The sequence below is a fragment of the Novosphingobium decolorationis genome, from assembly GCF_018417475.1.
Taxonomy (GTDB): Bacteria; Pseudomonadota; Alphaproteobacteria; order Sphingomonadales; family Sphingomonadaceae; genus Novosphingobium; species Novosphingobium decolorationis.
In genome coordinates this window covers 1,273,656-1,292,018 of the sequence record NZ_CP054856.1, presented here as the reverse complement: position 1 = coordinate 1,292,018, position 18,363 = coordinate 1,273,656, and the positions used below count along the sequence as shown (strand labels likewise).

General features: G+C 67.6%; 15 protein-coding genes and 1 tRNA gene. 5 read left to right on the top strand and 11 right to left on the bottom strand.

Annotation, left to right across the window (positions count from 1 at the left end):
* Nucleotides 1–121 precede the first annotated feature (121 nt).
* The gene (gene typA / locus HT578_RS05845) at nucleotides 122–1,954 is read right to left on the bottom strand and encodes a translational GTPase TypA (RefSeq protein ID WP_213502659.1); all 1,833 of its coding nucleotides are present in this window, start codon (nucleotides 1,952–1,954) and stop codon (nucleotides 122–124) included.
* 263 nt (nucleotides 1,955–2,217) lie between these two features.
* Between typA and HT578_RS05840 the strand changes: the two genes are divergently transcribed.
* A complete protein-coding gene (locus HT578_RS05840) occupies nucleotides 2,218–2,700 on the top strand; it encodes an RDD family protein (protein ID WP_213502657.1) in 483 nt (160 codons plus the stop codon).
* 62 nt (nucleotides 2,701–2,762) lie between these two features.
* Here the strand turns inward: HT578_RS05840 and HT578_RS05835 are convergent, their stop codons facing one another.
* Both HT578_RS05835 and HT578_RS05830 read right to left on the bottom strand, forming a co-directional pair.
* A complete protein-coding gene (locus HT578_RS05835; RefSeq protein ID WP_213502655.1) occupies nucleotides 2,763–5,291 on the bottom strand; it encodes an ABC transporter permease in 2,529 nt (842 codons plus the stop codon).
* Nucleotides 5,284–6,033, bottom strand: coding sequence for an ABC transporter ATP-binding protein (locus HT578_RS05830; RefSeq protein WP_213502653.1), 750 nt, complete (start codon nucleotides 6,031–6,033; stop codon nucleotides 5,284–5,286). Before HT578_RS05830 ends, HT578_RS05835 begins: the two co-directional genes overlap by 8 nt.
* A gap of 38 nt (nucleotides 6,034–6,071) precedes the next feature.
* Here HT578_RS05830 and HT578_RS05825 point away from each other — a divergent pair, with 38 nt between their 5' ends.
* Nucleotides 6,072–6,818, top strand: coding sequence for an arylesterase (locus HT578_RS05825; protein WP_213502651.1), 747 nt, complete (start codon nucleotides 6,072–6,074; stop codon nucleotides 6,816–6,818).
* 211 nt (nucleotides 6,819–7,029) lie between these two features.
* Nucleotides 7,030–7,467 carry an FKBP-type peptidyl-prolyl cis-trans isomerase gene (locus tag HT578_RS05820; protein ID WP_039392589.1) on the top strand — a complete coding sequence of 146 codons (438 nt, stop codon included), beginning with the start codon at nucleotides 7,030–7,032 and terminating at the stop codon, nucleotides 7,465–7,467.
* Between the two features lie 90 nt (nucleotides 7,468–7,557).
* On the opposite strand, the gene recF is transcribed toward HT578_RS05820, so the two are convergent.
* Nucleotides 7,558–8,646, bottom strand: coding sequence for a DNA replication/repair protein RecF (recF, locus tag HT578_RS05815; RefSeq protein WP_213502649.1), 1,089 nt, complete (start codon nucleotides 8,644–8,646; stop codon nucleotides 7,558–7,560).
* A 62-nt stretch (nucleotides 8,647–8,708) separates the two neighbouring features.
* A complete protein-coding gene (locus HT578_RS05810) occupies nucleotides 8,709–9,530 on the bottom strand; it encodes a queuosine precursor transporter (RefSeq protein WP_039392591.1) in 822 nt (273 codons plus the stop codon).
* A gap of 100 nt (nucleotides 9,531–9,630) precedes the next feature.
* Between HT578_RS05810 and HT578_RS05805 the strand changes: the two genes are divergently transcribed.
* Nucleotides 9,631–9,707: transfer RNA gene (locus HT578_RS05805), tRNA-Arg, on the top strand.
* A 55-nt stretch (nucleotides 9,708–9,762) separates the two neighbouring features.
* Here the strand turns inward: HT578_RS05805 and aqpZ are convergent.
* The gene (aqpZ, locus tag HT578_RS05800) at nucleotides 9,763–10,479 is read right to left on the bottom strand and encodes an aquaporin Z (protein WP_039392592.1); all 717 of its coding nucleotides are present in this window, start codon (nucleotides 10,477–10,479) and stop codon (nucleotides 9,763–9,765) included.
* Nucleotides 10,480–10,793: 314 nt separating this feature from the next.
* Between aqpZ and katG the strand changes: the two genes are divergently transcribed.
* Nucleotides 10,794–12,977 carry a catalase/peroxidase HPI gene (gene katG / locus HT578_RS05795; protein ID WP_213502648.1) on the top strand — a complete coding sequence of 728 codons (2,184 nt, stop codon included), beginning with the start codon at nucleotides 10,794–10,796 and terminating at the stop codon, nucleotides 12,975–12,977.
* 75 nt (nucleotides 12,978–13,052) lie between these two features.
* Here the strand turns inward: katG and HT578_RS05790 are convergent, their stop codons facing one another.
* From HT578_RS05790 to HT578_RS05770, 5 genes are all read right to left on the bottom strand, one after another.
* Nucleotides 13,053–13,871, bottom strand: a complete 819-nt coding sequence (locus HT578_RS05790) for a ferredoxin--NADP reductase (protein ID WP_039394904.1) — start codon at nucleotides 13,869–13,871, stop codon at nucleotides 13,053–13,055.
* 404 nt (nucleotides 13,872–14,275) lie between these two features.
* On the bottom strand, nucleotides 14,276–15,181 hold the full coding sequence (locus HT578_RS05785; RefSeq protein WP_213502646.1) for an alpha/beta fold hydrolase: 906 nt from the start codon (nucleotides 15,179–15,181) through the stop codon (nucleotides 14,276–14,278).
* Between the two features lie 29 nt (nucleotides 15,182–15,210).
* On the bottom strand, nucleotides 15,211–15,963 hold the full coding sequence (locus tag HT578_RS05780; RefSeq protein WP_052322405.1) for a GntR family transcriptional regulator: 753 nt from the start codon (nucleotides 15,961–15,963) through the stop codon (nucleotides 15,211–15,213).
* A 79-nt stretch (nucleotides 15,964–16,042) separates the two neighbouring features.
* The gene (locus HT578_RS05775; RefSeq protein ID WP_213502644.1) at nucleotides 16,043–17,407 is read right to left on the bottom strand and encodes an alpha/beta hydrolase; all 1,365 of its coding nucleotides are present in this window, start codon (nucleotides 17,405–17,407) and stop codon (nucleotides 16,043–16,045) included.
* A 47-nt stretch (nucleotides 17,408–17,454) separates the two neighbouring features.
* Nucleotides 17,455–18,219, bottom strand: a complete 765-nt coding sequence (locus tag HT578_RS05770) for a hypothetical protein (RefSeq protein WP_213502642.1) — start codon at nucleotides 18,217–18,219, stop codon at nucleotides 17,455–17,457.
* Nucleotides 18,220–18,363: the final 144 nt, after the last annotated feature.

The following is an 18,363-nucleotide window of genomic DNA, read 5'->3' as shown; positions in this document are numbered from 1 at the left end:
AGGGTCGGGAGTGGCGAATCAGGGCACCTCAACGAAAAGCCCCCGCCGCGCAGCAGGTGCGGGCGGGGGCTTTCAAAGCTGTCCGGCGCCAGAAGCGCCGGTAGGCTCGCAAGGGCTGGCTTTACGCGTCGGCTTTCTTGCGGCTCATGCGCTTGCGCTCGTTGGGGTCGAGGTAGACCTTGCGCAGACGGATCGACTGCGGGGTCACTTCGACCATTTCATCGTCGTCGATGTAGGCAATGGCCTGCTCGAGCGTCATGACCTTGGGCGGGGTGAGGCGGATGGCGTCGTCCTTGCCCGACGAACGCACGTTGCTCAGCTGCTTGGCCTTCATCGGGTTCACTTCGAGGTCGTCCGGCTTGGCGTTCTCGCCGATCACCATGCCCTCGTAGAGCTTTTCCTGCGGAGCCACGAACAGGATGCCGCGGTCTTCCAGGTTGTTGAGCGCGTAGGCGTTGGCTTCGCCGCTGCCGTTCGAGATCAGAACGCCGTTGAGGCGGCCTTCGATCTGGCCCTTGTAGGGACCGTACTTCTCGAAAAGGCGGTTCATGATGCCGGTACCGCGCGTGTCCGAAAGGAACTCGCCGTGGTAGCCGATGAGGCCGCGCGAGGGGGCCGAGAAGGTGATGCGGGTCTTGCCCATGCCCGAGGGACGCATGTCGGTCAGCTCGGCCTTGCGGCGCTGCATCTTCTCGACGACCGTGCCCGAGTGCTCGTCGTCCACGTCGATCACGACGGTTTCGTACGGCTCGGTGCGCGCGCCGTTCTCGTCTTCCTTGAAGAGCACGCGCGGACGCGAGATGCCCAGCTCGAAGCCTTCGCGGCGCATGGTTTCGATGACGACGCCCAGCTGCAGTTCGCCGCGGCCGGCAACCTCGAAGCTGTCCTTGTCCTCGCTCTCGGTGACGCGGATGGCGACGTTGGTTTCCGCTTCGCGCATCAGGCGGTCACGGATCAGGCGGCTGGTGACCTTGTCACCTTCGCGGCCCGCGAGCGGGCTGTCGTTGACCGCAAAGCGCATGGCGAGCGTCGGCGGGTCGATCGGCTGCGACTGGATCGGTTCGCTCACCGAGGGATCGGCGATGGTGTGCGCGACGGTCGCCTTTTCAAGGCCGGCGAGCGCGATGATGTCGCCCGCGCGGGCTTCCTCGACGGGAACGCGATCAAGGCCGCGGAAGGTCATCAGCTTGGACGCACGGCCCGTTTCGATGACGTTGCCCTGGCGGTCCATGGCGCGGATCGGGTCGTTCATCTTGACCACGCCCGACTGGACGCGGCCGGTGAGGACACGGCCCATGAAGTTGTCGCGGTCGAGCAGCGTTGCGAGGAACGAGAAGGGCGCGTCGACGTCGAGGTTCGGTGCGGGAACGTGGTCGCGGATCAGCTTGAACAGCGGCTCCAGCGTGCCTTCGCGCGCTTCGATGTCTTCGCTTGCGTAGCCGTTGCGGCCCGAGGCGTAGAGTACGGGGAAGTCGAGCTGCTCGTCGTTGGCATCAAGGCTGACGAAGAGATCGAAGACTTCGTCGAGAACTTCCTCGGCGCGGCCGTCGGGACGGTCGATCTTGTTGACGACGACGATGGGCTTGAGGCCCAGGCCCAGCGCCTTGCCGGTCACGAACTTGGTCTGCGGCATCGCGCCTTCCGAGCTGTCGACGAGCAGGACAACGCCGTCGACCATCGAGAGGATGCGCTCCACCTCGGCGCCGAAGTCGGCGTGGCCCGGGGTGTCGACGATGTTGATGCGCAGGCCTTCCCACTCGATCGAGGTCGGCTTGGCGAGAATCGTGATCCCGCGTTCCTTTTCGAGGTCGTTCGAGTCCATGGCGCGCTCCTCGACGCGCTGGTTGTCACGGAACGTACCGGACTGGCGGAAGAGCTGGTCGACGAGGGTGGTCTTGCCGTGGTCGACGTGCGCAATGATTGCAATATTGCGCAAGGGAAGCGGGGCGGACATGCGGAGGCCTTCAAAATAAGAGGGGCGCATTGCGGGGCACGATTGCCTGCAAAATCCGCGCGCCCTTAACGGAAATGTTGCATGGCGGCAAGCTATCTTGGGTCCGGCCCTTGCACAGTGAACTGGGTCAGTCCGATGCCTTGGGGGCATCGAATTGGTGGAAAGTTACTCGAAAATCTTTGAAAATTTGCGCCGTACGTGGGACGAATTGGTCATCTGGCCGATGTTCGAAATCGGTCATCCGAGAAAAGAGAGGGGCTCTTATGGTGCCGTACGGCGGTTTTTGGTGGCGGGTTCTCGCCTATTTCATCGATGCGATCCTGTTGCAGATCGCCCTGTCCATCGTGACCGGCTTCCTGGGGCTGGGCGTGGGCTTCAACGCCGCGCTCATGGGTGGCAACGAGGACCTGATCATGGGTCCGATGGTGGCCGCGTCACTTCTGATCAGCTTCGTCGCGCAGTGGCTCTACTTCGCGCTGCTGGAAAGCTCCAAGATGCAGGCGACGGTGGGCAAGCTCGCAATCGGTCTGATCGTGACTGATCTCAATGGGCAGCGCATCAGCTTCGGCCGGGCGACCGGGCGCTACTTCGCCAAGATCCTGTCGGGCCTGATCCTGCTCATCGGCTACATCATGGTGGCCTTCACCCTGCGCAAGCAGGGTCTGCACGACATGATCGCGAGCACGCTGGTCTACAAGACCCGCGACCCGCGTGAGGTTGCCGAAGGCGCCGACGTCTTCGCCTGAGGCGAAAGACCGCGCACCTGAAAAGGGGGCAGGGGCATGGCGCCCTTGCCCCTTTTTCGTATCTAGAGCTCGCGCAGGGCGCGGGCAGGCCGGGCGCGCAGCTGCGGCAGCGAGCCGCCCAGCGCAAAGGCGAGGACAAGGACCAGCCCGGCGGCGAGGACGGCGAGGATACGCGGCCAGTCGGGAAGCCATTCGAACTCGAAGAGCTGGGTGATGACCGCCCAGGCCATCGCGCTCCCCAGGGCCAGCGCGACAAGGCCCAGCACCAGCGCGAGCGCGCCGTACTCCACGATCTGGAGGACAAGCAGCTGGTGGCGGCTGGCGCCCAGCACGCGCAGGATCACGTTGTCGTAGGTCCGGCTGGCGCGCGCGGCGGCAATCGCGCCCAGCAGCACGGCAAGACCCGCCAGCACCGCGACCGAGGCGGCGGCCAGGATTGCCAGCGTCATCTGATCGAGGATGCCGCGCGCCTGGGTCAGCAGCGACCCGGTCTCGATCACCGAACTCGAAGGAAATTCGCGGGCCAGGACCGGGAGGAAATCGCGCGGCCTACCCTTGCCCCCGGTATCGATGGTGGCGGCGAGGTTATGGGGGGCATCGGCAAGGGTGTTGGGCGAAAAGACCATCACGAAGTTGAAGCCCATCGTGTCCCAGTCGATCCGGCGCAGCGCGGCGATGCGCGCGGTGCGCTCGACACCGAGCAGGCTGACGGTGAGATAATCGCCCACCTTCAGGCCCACGGCCTCTGCAAATTCCTCGTCGATCGAGACGAGCGGCTCGCCCGAGTAATCGGGTGCCCACCAGTGCCCCGAGGTCACGGTGCTCCCCTCGGGGACCGTTTCGGCATAGGTGAGGCCGCGTTCGCCGCGCAGCGCCCAGGCGCCCTCGGGGCGCTCGTCGAGATCGGCGACGCGGGTCATCGCGTCCCTGGGGCCATAGGCGATCACCCGGCCGCGCAGGTTGGGCACGATGCGGACGCTGGAGCCGGGAAGCGTGCGTTCGACGGTGGCGCGAAAATCCTCGGCTCCGGCCTTGGGGATGTCGAGCACGAAGTAGTCGGGGGCGCGGTCGGGGAGAGCGTTGCGCATGTTGCCATCAAGACTGGTCTGGATCGCGGCGATGAGGACGAAGGCGGAAAGCCCGAAGCCGAGCGCGGTGACAAGGGCGCCGGTCTGCGCGCCGGGGCGCGAGAGGTTGGCGAGCCCTGCGCGCAGGATCGGATCGCCGGGACGCGGCAGGTGGGCGGCCAGCTTGCGGATGCCAAGGCCCAGCGCGGCGAGGAGGCCAAGCAGCAGCGCCGATCCTGCGAGGAAGCCGAGCGTCACCATCGGCTGCGCGGCGTTGACAAGCGCGAGCGCAACGATGGCGGCAAGGCCAAGGCCCACGGGAAGCGCGAACGTGCGCAGGTTCGCGCGCAAGGGGGAAACGCCCGCGCGCATCAGCGCCATGGCCGGGAAACTGCGCGCACGGGCCAGCGGCGGCGCGGCGAAGATCAGCGCGACAAGAAGGCCGTACGCGGCGGCTGTTGCAAGTGCCGCGGGGGCTATCGTGGTGCCCGTGTCGACCGGGAGGAGATCGCCCAGCGCGCGGGCCAGAAGCGGGGTGACCGCGACGCCCGCGACAAGGCCTGCAAGGCTGCCGGCCAGCGCGGCGCTGCCGACCTGCAGCAGGTAGATGCGCGCGATATCGCGGCTGGTGGCGCCCAGGACCTTCAAGGTGGCGATCGAGGAACGCCGGGCCTCGAGGTAGGAGGAGACGCCGCCGCCGATGCCGATCCCGGCAATGACCAGCGCGGCAAGGCCGACAAGGATCAGGAACTGGCCCATGCGCTCGACGAAGCGCGCGGTGGAGGGGGAGGCGGCTTCGTGGGTTCGAACCTCGAAGGCGTCCTCCCCGAAGGTGTCGGTGAGCGCCTCGGCCGTCGTTTCGGCGTTGCGCGAGGGCGCATCGAAGCGCACGCGCACAGCGCTGCGGTACATGGCACCGGGTGCGGTGAGATTGGCCCTGGCTGGCAGGTCGGCGGCCGCGATGGCCAGATCGCCCAGCGCGAAGCCTTCGGAAAGCTGTTCGGGGTCGCTGGCAATGATCCCGCCGACCCGGACCGTCTCGCCGCCCAGCGAGAAGCTGTCGCCGACATCAAGGCCGAGGCGTGCGGCGGTGCCGCGCGCGATCCAGGCCGTGCCACTGGGGGGGGCGCCCATGTTGCGGCCATCGGCAAGGGCCAGGGACCCGTAGAGCGGCCAGGCCGCGTCCACGGCCTTGAGGGCCACGGGCGCGGTGAGATCGCCCTTGCGGGCAATCGCCTGCATGCGGGTGCCTTCCGACACGGTGCCGAGTTCGTGCAGGGCTGTGCGTTCTGCCTTGGTCAAGCCGCGCTGCCACATGCGCAGTTCGATGTCCCCGCCCAGCACCTCGCGGCCCCGACTGGTCAGTTCGCGCTCGATCGAGCCGGTCAGCGTGCCGATGGCGGCGAGCGCCCCGACACCCAGGAACAGGCAGACGAGAAGCAGGCGCAGGCCCTTGAAGCGGGCGTGAAGGTCGCGCCGGGCGATCTTCCAGGCGGTGGCCCAGGGCAGCGTTTGCTCAGACATCGGGGGCGGACGCGGGCAAGCTGTCGTGGGCGATCACGCCATCGCCGATGGTGACGATGCGCTCGCAGCGCTGCGCGAGGCTGGCGTCGTGGGTGATGATGACGAGTGTCGCCCCGGCTTCCGCTCGGCGGGCGAAGAGCAGCTCGACGATGCTCTCACCCGTCGCCTGGTCAAGGTTGCCGGTGGGCTCGTCGGCGAAGACGAGCGTGGGGCGCGGCGCCAGCGCGCGGGCAATCGCCACGCGCTGCTGCTCGCCGCCCGAAAGCTGGGCCGGGTAGTGGCCGAGGCGGTGGCCAAGGCCGACCGCCGCCAGTTCGGCTTCGGCCCGTTCGTGGGCGCCGGTGATCCCGGCGAGTTCGAGCGGTGTCGCGACGTTTTCGAGCGCGGTCATCGTGGGCAGCAGGTGAAAGGCCTGAAGGACGATGCCGATGCGCCCGCGACGGGCCCGGGCGAGCTGGTCCTCCTCCATCCCGGCGAAGTCCGCACCTGCGACCTGCAACGCACCGGAACTGGCACGCTCAAGGCCCGAGAGGACCGACATCAGCGAGGACTTGCCCGAGCCCGAGGGGCCCAGCAGCGCCAGCGTCTGGCCAACAGGAACGGTGAGGTCGATGCCCTTGAGGATCTCGACCGCGCTTGCACTCTGGCCGAGCGTCAGGCGCAGGTCCCGCGCGTGGATCGCGGGCGAGGGGGCGGGGGAATTGTCGGAAGGGGAGTGGGAAGATCGGGTCACGGCTCCCATATGGGGGGGGATTTACGCATTTCACAAGCCCGCCGAATATGGAGAAGTCCTTGCGCCGTCTGAATTTCGTGGTTCCGCTGCTGCCCCTCGTCCTTCTGTCGGCCTGCGGCGATCCCGCGCCCAGCTCGGCTCCGGCCAGCGAAGGGGGGGGCGCAGAAGTGGGCGATGTCGGCGCGGCCATGCCGGTGATGGGGCCCGAACGGCGCATTCTTGCCTTCGGGGACTCGCTGCTGGCGGGCTATGGGCTGGACGATGGCGAGAGCTACCCGGAGCGTCTGGAACAGGCGCTGCGTGCGCACGGCGTGAACGCGCGGATCACCAATGCGGGCGTTTCGGGCGATACGACAGCGGCGGGCCTCGCGCGGCTCGACTTCACGCTGGAGAGCCAGCCGCAAAAACCCGAACTCGTCATCATCAGCCTCGGCGGTAACGACATGTTGCGCTCGCTTCCCCCCGAGGAGACCCGCAAGAACCTCGAAGAGATCGTCGCGCGTCTGAAGGCCGACAACATTAAGGTTGTGCTCCTGGGCATGCTGGCCGCGCCCAATCTGGGCATGGATTATGCCGAGCAGTTCAATCCGATCTACCCGCAGATCGCGCAGGAAGAGGGCGTGACGCTGGTGCCTTTCTTCCTCCAGTCGGTGATCGACAAGCCCGACCTCATGCAGGACGATCACGTGCACCCCACGGCACTTGGCGTCGATGCCATCGTCAGCGCCACGCTCGACGACGTGACCCGGGCGCTGCCTCCGGTCGAGGAAGAGGACACGGCGGAAGGCGGCTGAAAAAGATCGCTTGAAGATCGGGAGGTAGGCCCCAGATAGCCTGTCCCAAGAGGCGCCCCGGGGCGCCGTCCGGCCACTTCGGTTGACGCGCAGGCACAGGTCTGCGACTCTTGGGGCCAAGCTGGCGCGTGTTTGACGCCGCCGAACGAGCGATGCGCGGGGGGCCTGGAGGGCACGGCGCGTCGGAACGAATTATCCCGAAGGAATATCTATGCAGAGCGCAAAGAGCGGCGATACCGTGCTCATCAACTTTGAAGTTCGCACCGATGCCGGTCAGGTTGTCGGCAGCACCCAGCAGGAAGGCCCGCAGACGGTCACCATCGGCGGTTCGGAAATCTTCCCGCAGGTGGAAGCTGCGCTGATCGGCATGGAAGTGGGCTCCGAGCAGTCGGTGACCATCGCTGCCGCCGACGCGTTCGGCCCGCGCCGCGAGGAAATGATCGTCGAGATCCCGCGCAGCAACCTGCCCGCCGAGCCCGAGCCGCAGATCGGCATGGAACTCGCCGCACGCCAGCAGGACGGCTCGACCGTCAACCTCGTCATCACCGAGATCGGTGAAGAGGCGGTCAAGGTCGACGGCAACCACCCGCTCGCGGGCGAGGACCTGCACTTCGGCCTGACCCTGGTCGAGATCAAGGCCGCCGCCTGATCCGATCCGGCTTGGCCAATTGAAAAGGCTCGCTCTGGCCTCCCTGCACGGGGAGCGCCGGGCGGGCCTTTTTCGTGTCCGGGCAGGGGGTTACATTCGTGTCGCGGTGCCTTCGCGCACGTGCCAGACGGCGGCTTCCTCCAGGATCGGTCCGAACGGCGCGGTCTCGGTTCCGGTCAGCCAGACCTGGGCGGAGCCCGTGCGAAGCCGGTCGAACAGCGCCTCGCGCCGCACCGGATCGAGATGCGCCGCAACCTCGTCCAGCAGCAACAGGCGCGGGCGCGTCTCGCCGCCGCTTTCGAGCAGGTGCGAGTGGGCCAGGACAAGAGCGATGAGCATGGCCTTCTGCTCCCCGGTCGAGCAGTCCGCGGCGGGCTGGTTCTTGGCGGCCATGATGACCTCCAGCTCGTCGCGGTGGGGGCCGGTCAGCGTGCGCTGGGCGGCGCGTTCGCGCGGGCGGCTTTCGCGCAGGGCTTCGGCCAGCACCTCGGCCGCAATCGGGCCACCGGGGCGGTAGGTGAGGGCGGGCCTTGCAAAGGGCGCGTCGGGGAGCGCGGCCAGAACCGCGTCCAGCTGGGCAATGAGGTCCGCGCGGGCCTGCGCAACGGCGCTTCCCGCCTCGGCGATCTGGAGTTCTATCGCGTCGAGCCACCAGGGATCGGGCGTGCGCGGATCGGCGAGCATGCGGTTGCGTTCGCGCACGGCGTTCTCCAGCCTGGCCGCGTGCCCGGCATGGGCCGGGCGAAGGGCCAGCACCAGCCGGTCGAGAAAACGCCGCCGTCCGCCTGCGCTTTCGGTGAAGAGGCGGTCCATCGCCGGGGTCAGCCAGCCGATGGAGAGCCACTCGGCAAGGCTCGTGGCCGTCGCGTTGGCGCCGTTGACCTGAACCAGCCGCCGGGTCGGCTTTTCCGGCGCGGTGCCTGTACCGAGGCGCACCGGCGCGGCGCCCGGCACGCACAGGTCCGCGCTGACCGCAAAGCCGCCGCCCCCGTCCTGGCCTGCGATTTCGGGGAGGCCTGCCCGGCGCAAGCCGCGCCCCGGTGCGATCAGGCTGATGGCTTCCAGCACGTTGGTCTTGCCCGCACCATTCTCGCCGACCAGCAGGTTGAACTGCGCCGTGCCCGAAAGGACGGTTTCGCCGTGGTTGCGAAATCGGGAGAGGAACAGGCGGTCGAGCATGGGCCGCGCGGGCCTAGCCGGTTGAGGGGCAGCTTGCCAAGAGGCGCCCTGCGATGGCGCGCTCAGACCGCGTCGGTCTTGGCAAACGGCGAGAAGTCGAGGTTGTCGTCGAAGACGTCCACGCCCTCGCGCGCTTTCAGCCAGCCTACGACGAGGTAGGTCAGCGGGGTGAGGACGGCCTCCCACAGCACCTTGAGCGCCCAGTTGGTGAGCATGACGACAAGGATCGACTGGCCCGTCCACACGCCCAGGAACGCGACCGGGTAGAAGATCGCACTGTCCATCGCCTGCCCGAAGACGGTCGAGCCAATCGTGCGCATCCACATGTGGCGGCCCTTCGTCCACACCTTCATCTTGGCCATGACGTAGGAATTGACGAACTCGCCCGCCCAGAACGCGACGACCGATGCGGCAACGATGCGCCAGGTGCTGCCAAAGACCGAGACGTAGGTGGACTGGCACACGGTGCCGGGGTTGGAGGCGGACACGACGTCGGCCAGCAGCGGGTCGGCGCTCGCCGCGCAGCCCCAGTCGGCCGACGGGGGCATGGCAACGACGACGAAGCTCATGAAGGCCATGAAGATCAGCGCGAAGAAGCCCACCCACACGCAGCGGCGCGCGTTGGCATAGCCGTAGACTTCGGTCAGCACGTCGCCCAGCACGTAGCTGACGGGGAAGAACAGGATGCCCGCGCCGAAGGTCCAGCCCTCGACCGTGGTTAGCTTGGCCGCACCGATGAGGTTGGAGAGCAGCAGGATCGCGACGAAGGCGGCCATCGCGTAGTCGAAATAGCGAAAGTGGCGCCGCCCACCGCTCTTCCCGTCGATGCGGGTGAGGTGCGAGGTGGTGGAAGAGGGGGATGCTTGCGGATGCGCCTGTGCCATGGCGCTTTGCCTAACCTGCCTTTCCCCCCAAACAAAGCGTTGATTGCAGGCCTCAGGTGGTTTGCGCAAAACCCGAAGCGCGCTATGAGCCCTGATGTGCGCGCCCGTAGCTCAGCTGGATAGAGCACGAGCCTTCTAAGCTTGGGGCCGCAGGTTCGAACCCTGCCGGGCGCGCCAATTCCCTTTCATCTGTCCGGGGGAGGGCTCTTGCCGCTTCACGCAAGGAAGCGGCTCAGGTCTCGCCGCCGAGGTTGGCCAGTGCATCGCCCGGGGTGAGGATGAAGCGCCAGATGAGCGCGCCTAGCGCTGCGCCGATCATGGGGGCGCTCCAGAACAGCCAGAGCTGGGCGAGCGCGTCGGTCTCGGCGAAGAGGGCAACGCCGGTCGAGCGGGCCGGGTTCACCGAGGTGTTGGTGACGGGAATCGAGACAAGGTGAATGAGCGTGAGCGCAAGGCCAATGGCAATCGGCGCGAAGCCGCCCGGCACGTAGGCCGAAGTGGCGCCCAGGATCACGATCAGGAAACCGGCGGTCAGCACGATCTCGGCAAGCAGCGCGGCGCTCAGCGAATAGCCTCCGGGGGAGAGGTCGCCAAAACCGTTCGAGGCAAAGGCCCCTGCGGTGAAACCCGGCTGGCCCGAGGCGATGGCGTAGAGAACGGCGCCCGCGACAATTGCGCCCAGCACCTGGGCGATCCAGTAGGGCACAAGGTCCCTCCAGGCAAAGCGCCCCGCAATGGCAAGGCCGAGCGAGACCGCCGGGTTGAAATGCCCGCCCGAGATACCGCCCACGGCGTAGGCCATGGTCAGCACGGTCAGCCCGAAGGCGAGGGCGACCCCGGCAAAGCCGATACCCAGGTCGGGGAAGCCCGCCGCAAGGACGGCCGCGCCGCACCCTCCGAAGACGAGCCAGAATGTTCCGAACAATTCGGCACCCAGTGTGCGCAGCATGGCAGTCCCTTCCCTGTCGTGAAGGGGCATATCCTAAGGGGGTGTTCGCCAGGCGCTCTCGTGGATAGGCCTGAGGTCTCGGGGATATTTCTACGCATCAGGCGCGTGGACCTGTCCGCGTGCGGGGAGGCGCGTCGCTGTACTTGGGGTTTTCCGCAATGGCCGGCGAGGGGTGTGCCGGTGCAGAGTGCGCGCGTGCGTGCGCCCTTGAGCCGGGAGGCGGACGGGCATAAGCTGCCCGCTGTCCTGCAAGAGGGCGCACCGGGCCAGACGGCCTTCGAGATGTGCCGGGACCACGAGAGGAGCACGATGCGATGAACGCGAGCACGCCCACCGACACCGCCAAGGGGGGCACGTGCCCCGTCATCCACGGAGGCATGACCTCGGCGGGGACCTCGAGCACGGGCTGGTGGCCCCAGGCCCTCAAGCTCGAGATCCTGGCCCAGCACGACACCAAGACCAACCCGATGGGCGCAGGCTTCAATTACCGCGAGGCGCTGAAATCGCTCGATATCGAGGGGCTGAAGGCGGACATGCGCGCGCTCATGACCGACAGCCAGGATTGGTGGCCCGCCGACTGGGGGCATTATGGCGGGCTCATGATCCGCATGGCCTGGCACTCGGCCGGGTCCTACCGCATCGCCGACGGGCGCGGCGGTGGGGGGACGGGCAACCAGCGCTTTGCCCCGCTCAATTCCTGGCCCGACAACGTCAGTCTCGACAAGGCGCGGCGTCTGCTCTGGCCGCTCAAGAAGAAGTACGGCAACGCGGTCAGCTGGGCTGATCTCATGATCCTGGCGGGCACGATCGCCTACGAGACGATGGGGCTGGAGCCGTTCGGCTTCGGTTTCGGGCGCGAAGACATCTGGGCGCCCGAAATCGACACCTACTGGGGGAGCGAGACGGACTGGCTGGCGCCCAGTGGCAGCGAGGGCACCCGCTATTCGGGCGAGCGGGACCTGGAGAACCCGCTGGCGGCGGTCATGATGGGGCTCATCTACGTCAATCCCGAAGGGGTGGACGGCAATCCCGATCCGCTGAAGACCGCGCACGACATGCGCGTCACCTTCGCGCGCATGGCCATGGACGATGAGGAGACCGCCGCGCTCACCGCAGGCGGGCACACCGTGGGCAAGTGCCACGGCAATGGCGATGCCAGCGCGCTTGGTCCCGAGCCCGAGGCGGCGGGGGTGGAGGCGCAAGGGTTCGGCTGGGTCAATCCGGGCGGCACCGGGGTCGGCCCCGACGCGATCACCAGCGGCATCGAAGGTGCCTGGACGAGCAACCCCACGGTCTTTGACATGGGCTATTTCGACATGCTCTTCGACCACGAGTGGGAACTGGCCAAGAGCCCGGCGGGGGCCTGGCAGTGGGAGCCTGTTTCCATCGCCGAGGAGGATCGTCCGCTCGACGTTGCCGATCCCACCCGGCGCCACAATCCGATCATGACCGACGCGGACATGGCGCTCAAGGTCGACCCCGACTACCGGCGCATCATGGAAGGTTTCCGGGCCGATCCGGCACGCTTCAAGGACGCCTTCGCGCGGGCCTGGTTCAAGCTGACCCACCGCGACATGGGGCCAAAGGCGCGCTATTTCGGCCCCGACGTGCCGGCCGAGGAGCTGCTCTGGCAGGACCCGGTGCCGCAGGGCCCCACCGACTATGACGTTGCCGCACTCAAGGAATGGATCGCGGGCAGTGGCCTCACCACGCGCGCGCTGGTGTCGACGGCCTGGGACAGCGCGCGCACGTTTCGGGCCTCGGACATGCGCGGGGGCGCGAATGGCTCGCGCATTCGCCTGGCGCCCATGAAGGACTGGGAGGGCAACGAGCCCGAGCGGCTGGGGCGCGTCATCGGGGTGCTCGCCTCGCTGGCGGATTCGGTCGGGGCAAGCCTGGCCGATACGATCGTGCTGGCGGGCAACGTCGCGATCGAGCAGGCGGCGGCGGCGGCGGGCTTCCCGATCGAGGTGCCGTTCACGCCCGGACGGGGCGACGCGAGCGCGCAGCAGACCGACGCGGAGAGCTTCGAGCCGCTCGAGCCGCTGCACGATGGCTACCGCAACTGGCTCAAGGCCGACTTTGCGGTGAGCCCGGCGGAACTGATGCTCGACCGCACGCAGCTGATGGGGCTGACCGCGCCGGAAATGACCGTGCTGGTGGGGGGCATGCGCGTGCTCGGCACCAACCATGGCAACAGCGAACTGGGCATGTTCACCGAGCGCGAAGGCGTGCTCAGCACCGATTTCTTCGTGAACCTCGTGGACATGGGCAATCGCTGGGAAAAGATGGAGGATGGCCATTACGCCGTGATCGACCGGGCTTCGGGCGAGACCCGATGGACGGCGAGCGAACTCGACCTTACCTTCGGTGCGAACTCGATCCTGCGCGCCTATGGCGAAGTCTACGCGCAGGACGACAACCAGCAGAAGTTCGTCGAGGACTTCGTGGCGGCCTGGACCAAGGTGATGAACGCGGACCGCTTCGACCTCGCCTGAGCGCATCGTACCGGACACAAAAAAAGGGCCGCATCGCTGCGGCCCTTTTCGTGTCTCGGGTACATGGAGACGAAATCAGTCGACGAAGGCGCGCTCGATCACGAAGTCGCCGGGCTTGGAGTTGGAGCCCTCGGTAAAGCCGATGCTTTCGAGGTACTCGGCCTGGCCCTTGATCATGTCCATCGAGCCGCACAGCATGATGCGGTCGGTCTCCGGGTTGAGCTTGGCATCGCCGTCCAGGCCCTGGAACAGGCGGCCGTTCTCGATGAGGTCACCGATGCGGCCGGTGGTGTGGAATTCCTCACGCGTCACCGAAGGAACGTAGTGGAACTTCTCCACCGCCTCTTCGCCCACCAGCGGGTCCTCGGCGAGACGCGCTTCGAGCATCTCGCGGTAGGCAAGGTCGCTCACCTGGCGCACGCCGTGGACGCAGACGACCTGGTCGAACATCTCGTAGACGTCGGGATCGCGCGCGAGCGACATGAAGGGAGCAAGACCGGTGCCGGTCGAGAAGAAGAACAGGCGCTTGCCCGGAAGCAGCGCGTCGGTGACGAGCGTGCCGACCGGCTTGCGGCCCAGGAAGATCTGGTCGCCGGGCTGGATCTTCTGCAGGCGCGAGGTCAGCGGGCCGTCCTGGACCTTGATCGAGAGGAACTCGAGTTCCTCGTCCCAGGCGGGGCTGGCGACCGAGTAGGCGCGCAGCAGCGGGCGGCCGTTGTCGTCCATCAGGCCGATCATGATGAATTCGCCCGAGCGGAAACGGAAGGTCGAGGGACGCGTGATCTTGAAGCTGAAGAGGCGGTCGTTCCAGTGATGGACCGAGTTCACCGTCTCGACGCTCAGCGCCTTGGTGGGTTCGAGAGTTACCGGGGCTTCGGCAGTGGGTTCGCTCATCGTGTCAAATTCCTCGGTATGCGCAAAATTCGTTAGTTCGCTCGGCGCGCCGGGAGCGGGAAGATCCCGCCTGGCGGCGCCTGCGGCGTGGTCGGGCCACACCGCCGCAGCCTCCGGGGCGAAGCGGGACATGACCCATCTCGTGTGGCGTGCGTCAAGCGTAACTTGGCCCCTTGGTCAAGATATGGCCAGACGTGGCGGGGTCGAAATTTGCTTGGCGCGGGCCAAAGTTTTCTAACACGTAGGGCGCAACGTGCCGGAAATGCCCATTTTCGGGCCGTAAGCCGGGGTTCTGCAGGTGCGAAAAATGGTGCGCGGGCCGGGCTGTCCGGGAGGCCCCCAGTGGGTGCGGGGCGTCAGGATGAGGTGGCTTTTGCGAATCGGTCGCAAGTTTCAGCTCAGGGTCATTCCGGCGCGAAGCTTCCCGCCTCGGGTGGGGGCCATATCGGACCAAGGGCGGAGGCCGGGGCCGGGGCACCCATCACGGCGGTCCGCGCCTCCCGGCTCCCGGCATCGAGCCAGGCGCGCAGCACGGCGGCAAGGTCCCGGGCGTGGGTGGTGGCAAAGCCATGGCCCCAGCCGGGCGCGTCGAACATGTCGATGTGCGGCGAAAGGCGGCGGGCAGGCTCGGTCTGGAGGGCAAGGTCATCGCCGGTCTTGAGGATGAGCGTGGGATGGGCGAGGGCCTTGAGGGCCGCTTCCAGCTCGTAATCGAAGGCCGCGGCATGGCCCCACCAGGCGTTGGCGCCGCCGGTCATGGCCTCCTCGAAGTGCTCGGCGACCTCCTCCAGGCTCATGCCCGGGCGTCGGTAATGATGGACAAAGCCGCGCCAGCGCCGCGCGAGGTGCTCGCCGTCCGCGCAGGGGCTCGTCGGGCCGTAGTAGCTCCTGAAGGTGGCACGCTCGTCAGGGTTGAAGAGCGGCGCGCCGATGAGGACGAGACGGCCCACCCGCCCAGGGCTGAGCGCGGCAAGCGCGGTCGCGGTCAGCGAACCTGTATGATAGCCCAGGATGTCAAAGGGGCCATCGGGAGCAAGCGCCTCCATCGCCTCGCCCAGCGCGGCGGCGTACGTCTCGATGGAGGGCTGCGTGTCCGGGGCATCGGACTGGCCATAGCCCGGCGTGTCGAAGGCGACGGCCAGCCGGTCCTCGCCCATTTCGCCCGCCAGCGCCTCGAAGATGCGGCCTGTCATCGGGCTCATGTGGATGAGCAGGAGCGGGCGTTTGCCGCAGTCCCTGTCGGGCTGCGCGATCCGGGCGTGGACCTGGCCGAAACGGCCCTCGACGTAGCGGCGGCGAACGGCCGTCATGGATGTCTCCTTGCAGGGGCGTACAGGGCTCAGGTCTGTTCGGGCTCGATCACCATGGAATAGGAGAAGGCCTCGCCCGGGTGGTGGGTGTTGGTGATCTCGAAGGGGACGCCGTCGCTGTCGTGGTAGACGCGCACGATTCGCAGGCACGGTGTACGGCGCGGGATCCCGAGCGCCTTGGCCATGGCGATACTGGCCGGGACCGAGGCGATCTGCTGGATCACGCGCCCGATGGTGAAGTCCCCGTGGCTTTCGAGCTGGCGAAAGAGCGCGCGCGAATCGAGATCGACGCGTTCCAATAGATGCGCCAGGTCCGGGCGGACGTAGGCCTCGATCGCGGCGACAGGGTGGTCATCGCCGCCGCCCTGGGTGAGAAGGCCCCGCAGGCGCGCCCACTTGCCCTTGTGAAGGGCCGTGTGCTGGGCTTCGACAAAGGCGGCCAGGCTGCGGGGCAGGGCGGCCTCGCCGTCGCGGGCCAGCGTCATGCGCGCATCGGCCGCGTACTGGCGGCTGGCATCGAGGCTGGAAAAGGCCTGGAAACGCGCGCTCTCGCGCACGCTGCGTGGCTCCACCACGGTGCCCGAGCCGCGTCGGCGCGAGATCAGCCGGTCGTTCTGGAGGCAGCGCAGGGCCTCGCGCACGGTGAAGCGGCTGACGCCATAGTGCTCGCACAGCGCGTTCTCGGTGGGAAAGGTCGCATCCGTGTCGAACTGGCCGGAGCGGATCGCGCGGCGCAGTTCGTCGGCGAGCTGTTCGTAACGTGGCGCCTGCCTCTTGCTCACGGTCTCTCCCTAGTCAGATCGGATATCGGGCGCCGGGGGCGCCTTTCGACGCGCCCCCTTACCTCCATGCGCTGTATCTTTACACGTTCTGGCAGGCACTTGCCCACGCCTTCGCGGCGCGGCTGCGCAGAAGGGCGCGGTGCTCGATGCGCAAGGTCTGGGGATCGAGCGCCTCGGGGACAAAGTCGATCGCGTTTGCCGGGTTTGCCTCGTACCACGGCGCGAACATCTTGCCCGCGCGCACGATTGACCAGGCGCGGGTGAGGTAGGCGCCGAAACGGTCGGGGGTGAGATCGGGGAACAGCGCCTCGGGATCGCCGAGCGGGGCAGGCGGCAGGACGATCTCGCTGCAGCCCAGGGCCTGCTGAGCCGCCTCGAGCACCGCCATCCAGCTGGCGAGGTCGGTCGGCGCAGGGCCGCTCCAGTCATCCGAGAGGCCGTGGCCGGGCAGATCGATGGCGCAGGCCGAGGTCGTGTCGAGGAGTTCGAGCGAACTGCCCGGCGCATGGATCGCCAGTGGCTTGCCAGCATCCCTGAGACCGCGCCAGTGCAGGCGCCCTGAGAAGCCCTCGCAGGTGAGGGTCAGGAAACCTTCGTCCGCGCATTCGCCCAGCTGCGCCGGGGGCGGGCAGGCGTGGGCGCCCAGGTGCGCGATGTGCTGGTCCTGCTGGTCGGCGGGCGTGGCGACCTTGCGCGCTTCCCACTGGGCGGGAAGGGCGGGCAGGCGGTCGATGTGCTCGTAAAGAACGTCGGCGGCGTAGGCGAGGATGAGGACGGGGCGGGTCTCGTCGCTGGGGCCGGGCACTTCGCGCGGGGCGCGCAGCACCGCGCCATAGCCCACGCGGTAGGCATCGCCCGAATCGAGCATCTCGCGGATCACGGCGTCCACGCGCACCGGATCGGCATGGGCGACGCCAATACGCGCCTCCTTGCGGGTGTCGAACCAGGGGAAGAACCAGGTCTGCTCCAGAATGCGGTTCCACAGCCAGGTCAGGTGTTCGCCGTAGCCACTGGGCTGGAAGGGCGGGAGATAGCTCTCCGAGAAGGCCTTGCTCTCTTCCTCGGTCCAGATCGCGTAGCCGCCGATGGCGAGCGCGGTGAAACGCTGGGGCGCGCGCTTGAGCGTGTTGACCAGGATCGTGCCGCCCGAGTGGAAGCCATAGGCCGCGACCTTCTCCAGCCCCAGTGCATCGAGCAGGTCGACCAGTGCGTCGGAGAAGTCATCGATGGTGGCATCTGCCTCGGGCAGGGGATCGGACTGGCCGAAACCCGGCGTGTCGGGCGCAATGCAGGTGAAGTTCGCGCCCCAGGTGCGCATCAGCGCCTCGTACTCGGTCGAGGAGCGCGGGCTCTGGTGGACCATGAGCACGACGGGGCCTGCGCCGCAGCGGCGGTAGTGGACGCGCCGGGAGCCGACATCGACGAAGTGGCGGGTGATTTCCATGGAGGCGGGGTCTTTCGGTTGGTTCAGGCGAGAGGGCAGGGTGGGGCTCAGGCGTCGCCGAGCGGCGCGCCGTCCAGTTCGACGAGTTCGAAGACCGAGGCGAGGTACCCTTGCGCCTCGCCCTTGATGTAGAGGCGGTCGGCGTCACGGCTCAGCCACATGTCGTAGGGCGGGTGGTCGTTGACGATGCCGCGCAGGCGCACCCGGTTGCAGGTGAAGGTGCCGGCCGGGACCGTCACCTCCTCCACGCCCAGGAATTCGAAGCCCGAGGTGGTGGTGGCCAGGCTCGGGCCGGTGGCGCCCAGATGATGCAGGCTGTGCATCAGGTTGCGGCCCTTGAACTCGACATGGCCCACGCCCTTCTCGAAGGGGAAGGTGGCGGCCAGCCAGCCGTCGGACTGCACCGCATGAAGGCCAAAGCCGCGCATCGGGCGCTGGATCTCGATGGTCTGGCTGACCCGCCCCAGATCCTGCGAATAGCTCTCGCAGTGGGCCTCGGTGTCGGTGAAGCGGAACCAGCCGCTGCCGGTCAGGAGCCCCTTGTTCATGATCCGCACGTAGGCCTCGCAAGGGTGGAAGTCGGCGTGGACCGAAATCACGCTGTCGCGCACGACGACGTCGCCCGCGATGGCGAGCTCGCAGTGCGAGGTGAGCGTGCGCATGCCATCGGCGCCGAGCGTGATGTCCCAGTCCTCGAAGCCCCAGGGCGCGGTCTCGTCGAGCTTGCGATAGTGGATCCGGCCGCGGCGGCGCGGGAGCGGGGCAAAGGCAGCGCTGGCGGAACCGGCGGGGGTGGAGGCGGGGCTGTTCATCGGTCGACGGTCTCCCTTTTTTCAGACGTCAGGCCATGGGTGAGCCGGACTGTCAGGCGTGAACAAGACGACCTGATGTCCGCCTGTCGGATAGCGACTGGACCCTGCGCTTTGCGCTGTCCTGCCTTGGATATGTCTGGACAA